At 39.2% G+C, this 3,718-nt stretch carries 3 protein-coding genes and 1 pseudogene; 3 read left to right on the top strand and 1 reads right to left on the bottom strand.

From position 1 onward, the window contains the following. Positions 1-398 (top strand): annotated as a pseudogene (locus F6K22_RS35380) (cell division protein FtsH); the annotation flags it as partial. A 407-nt stretch (positions 399-805) separates the two neighbouring features. On the opposite strand, the gene F6K22_RS35375 reads toward F6K22_RS35380, so the two are convergent. Beyond that, positions 806-940 (bottom strand): hypothetical protein, encoded by a 135-nt coding sequence (locus F6K22_RS35375; protein WP_293109214.1) that lies wholly within the window; start codon positions 938-940, stop codon positions 806-808. A gap of 723 nt (positions 941-1,663) precedes the next feature. Here F6K22_RS35375 and F6K22_RS35370 point away from each other — a divergent pair. Then, the gene (locus tag F6K22_RS35370) at positions 1,664-1,906 is read left to right on the top strand and encodes a hypothetical protein (protein ID WP_293109212.1); all 243 of its coding nucleotides are present in this window, start codon (positions 1,664-1,666) and stop codon (positions 1,904-1,906) included. A gap of 214 nt (positions 1,907-2,120) precedes the next feature. Continuing rightward, positions 2,121-3,718: filamentous hemagglutinin N-terminal domain-containing protein (locus tag F6K22_RS35365; protein ID WP_293109210.1), on the top strand; the 1,598-nt coding region annotated here is incomplete at its 3' end.

Raw genomic sequence — 3,718 nt, 5'->3', positions numbered from 1 at the left:
GTGCTGCTGAGGAAATTGTATTTGGAAATATCACGACTGGAGCTTCAGGAGATTTACAAAAAGCAACTGATTTTGCCGAACAAATGGTAACAACTTATGGTATGAGTAAAGTATTAGGACCTTTGGCTTATGAACGGCGTGGTCAAGGAGGATTTTTAAGTAACGAAGGAGTTAATCCCCGTCGTTTAGTTAGTGAAAAAACTGCGGAAGCAATAGATAATGAAGTCAAAGAAATTGTAGAAAAAGCTCATCAACAAGCATTAGATATTTTGAATCATAATCGTTATTTGTTAGAAAATCTTTCTCAGCAAATTTTAGAAAAAGAAGTCATAGAAGGAGAAGACTTATATGAGTTTTTAAAAGAGGTGCGATCGCCTTGGGATAAAACAGTTAATTAGCTATTAGCATTCAGGTAGCAGCTAGCCTCCAGCGGAGGAACTGCCTCTTGCAGAGGAGCTTCGCTAACGTTAACAGCTTTTTCAACTTGGGTTCAGTTTCTATAAACTAGATGGTTTAGGAGGGGTTGAAATCGCCTTTTATTGACTTTTGACTTCCGTGAAACGGTATTATATCATGTCCGGATAATTCGCGATCGCAAAACTGTCTCTTCCTATTTTCCTACTGACTCGTAATATAAATCAGCCTAAAAAGTCGTCCGCAGCGACGATAGGAAGCAATCTCAGAGGTTGCCCAAGATTGCTTCCTTCCACTCCGTTCCAGTTGCAATGACTTACAATAACTCATCATCCGGATTTGATATTAGTTGTGATAATTTTATTCTCCTTAAAATTTATAAAAATCATAATTATTCACCAGCTTTTTGCTTGAGCAAACTGATTAAATTATTAGATAACCACAAACCTGCATCAAGCAAAGCTTGAATTCTGGGAGATACTTTGGTGCGCGTTCCCTTGCGCCGTGAGACGGGGCGGGGTCCCACCGCTTTGTCAAAGGGACATCTCCTGTAAAGTCTTATTAGCACTTAATTATTCATAATATTCTTTTTTCAATAAGTTTCATAAAATTAATACCTCTCCCCCAACCCCTCTCCTGATGAGTGAGAGGGGAGAAATCCCCCCTTCCCTGGTAGGGAAGGGGGTTAGGGGGTTAGGTTTTTTTTACCCAACCACAGCCTAGATACCCTACTTCTACTTCAATTATTCAAAAAGACTTAATTTTGACTTTCTACAAAGGCGAGCTACAATCTCAAAGTTAGTGATTCAAATCACAGCTAGATGAAAAATGAGGTAGATATTAGACCTCTCCGGAAAAGAGGGAACAGGGAACACTTAACTGGGAACACGGAGAAGTAATTGATAATTTCTGGATCAGAATTGATTCTATTTTTAATTTTAGGAGATGTCTATTATACTGAATGGGTGCTGTCCAATTTTAATATAAAAAATCAGCCGGGACATGAGAGTGGTTAAAATCACTTCTCAATGAAAAAGATTTATGGGATTTGTCCCATAGAGTTCCTCAAAATATTTGTCCCATAGAATTTTGGGAAAAAAAGTTTTCCAGACTGCATAACTGATTAAAGCACAGAAATATATATTCTAGAGGATGGGTTAATTAAAGTCCTGTTAATTAATGTAGAGCCTACAGTAAATAGTTTTAACCCGTTAAATGTAAAAATTAAACTTAATTCAAGAGGATGATAATGGCTAAAAATTCTAAGAACAGCTCTAAGAACATTAACTATATCAAGCAAAATCAACTGGTAGAGTTGGAACTTGATGAACTTGAATTTGTTATTGGGGGAAATGGCCCATCAGCAGATAGTACACCTACTTGTGAAACTATCAGTATAGGAGGAACAGGAATGGGAACTACAGGAACGGGAGCTACAGGAGGAGACACAGGAGGTAGTGGGAATAGTACCTCTAACAGATTATGTGATTAAATAACAAACTAAACTATTTTAACTAAAATCAACCTGAAAAATTCTAGGTTAGTAGGTAAGATGAAACCCAACAAAATTCCTTATTTGTTGGGTTTCCTTTATGGTATATTGCTTAGTTATGAAACTAGAACTATACAAATTTGGCTATTTCTGTGATATATAAATGCCACATTTTAATAAAACTACACTCTTCACTACTTCATTCCTAACGTGTTTGACATTAGGATATTGGGGAGTTGACCTTTCACCGGCGATCGCCCAACTTAGACCAGATAGTAGCTTCGGAGAAGAAAACTCATTTGTCACACCCAATATAAATATCAAAGGTATACAGAGTCATCGCATAGATGGCGGTGCCCAAAGAGGAGCCAACTTATTCCATAGTTTTCAAGAATTCAACATTCAACAAGGGGGAGGAGTTTACTTTACCAACCCCGATGGAGTGGCAAACATACTGACTCGCATCACAGGAAACAATGCTTCCAACATATTAGGAACTCTTGGTGTACTAGGAAATGCCAACCTATTTTTCATCAACCCCAACGGCATAATTTTTGGGGCAGATGCCAAGTTAGACATTGGAGGTTCCTTCTATGGATCGACGGCTAATAGCATCTTATTGGAAAATGGATTTGAATTTGCCACTTCAAACCCTCAAGTACCGCCACTACTAACAGTTAATGTTCCTATTGGATTGAGGTTGCCAGAAAATCCAGGCAGTATTCTAGTTGAAGGGCGAGGTCATAATTTGAGTCTAGATCCTAACACCTCTGCAATTATTCGAGAAAACCGGCCTTTAGGGTTGCAAGTTTCACCTGGTAAAACCTTAGCTATAATCGGTGGTGATATTTTCTTGAAAGGAGCAAACCTGACTGCAGAAAATGGACGTATTGAACTGGGAAGTCTTCAGAACGGAGTAGTTGGATTAAGTTCTGATTCTAGCACCCTTAACTATGGAGAAATATCTGGGTTTGGCAACATTCAACTATCCCAAGCTAGCTCCTTAGATGTAAGTGGGGAGGGAGCAGGGGAAATAAAAATTCAAACGGGACAAATTCAAATATTGGATGGTTCAAGAATTTTAGCAGACACCTTGGGGTCAAAGGATGGCCTCACCTCAATTATAAAAGCATCCGAGTCTATTGAATTGCTAGGAAAAACATCTGATGGTGAGATTCTTAGTGGCATTGGAGCAGAGGTTGCTGTTGGAGCAACAGGTAAAGGTGGCAATTTGATCGTTGAGACAAAAGAGCTACTGTTGAGTAAAGAAGGGGTTTTATTTACTGTTACCTTTGACTCAGGAAATGGAGGAAATTTGAGCCTGGAAACAGAAGGTTTACGAGTTCAAGATGGAGCACAGATCGGTGTTTTTACATTTGGCACAGGAGATGGAGGAGACTTAACTATCTCTGCTAAGGATATAGAACTCATAGGAACTTCTGCTGATGGTGAAAAGGCCAGTGCCTTGTTTGCTCTAGTCTTAGATGGAGCAGAAGGAAATGGAGGCAATTTGAGCCTGGAAACAGAAAGTTTACGAGTTCAAGATGGAGCGGAGATTAGTGTTTTTACATTTGGCAGAGGAGATGGAGGGGACTTAACTATCTCTGCTAGAGATGTAGAACTCACAGGAACTTCTGCCAATGGTATTTTTCTAAGTAGCTTGTCTGCTAGAGTGTTCAACGCAGCAGAAGGAAATGGAGGCAATTTGAGCCTGGAAACAGAAAGTTTACGAGTTGAAGATGGAGCGCAAATAGCTACTACTACATCTGGTCGAGGGGATGGAGGAAATTTAACTATTTCTGCTAGGGATGA

The organism is Okeania sp. SIO2F4 (assembly GCF_010672385.1).
Lineage (GTDB): Bacteria > Cyanobacteriota > Cyanobacteriia > Cyanobacteriales > Microcoleaceae > Trichodesmium.
Note: the sequence above shows the minus strand (reverse complement) of the source record. Positions and strands in the feature narration are given on the sequence as shown.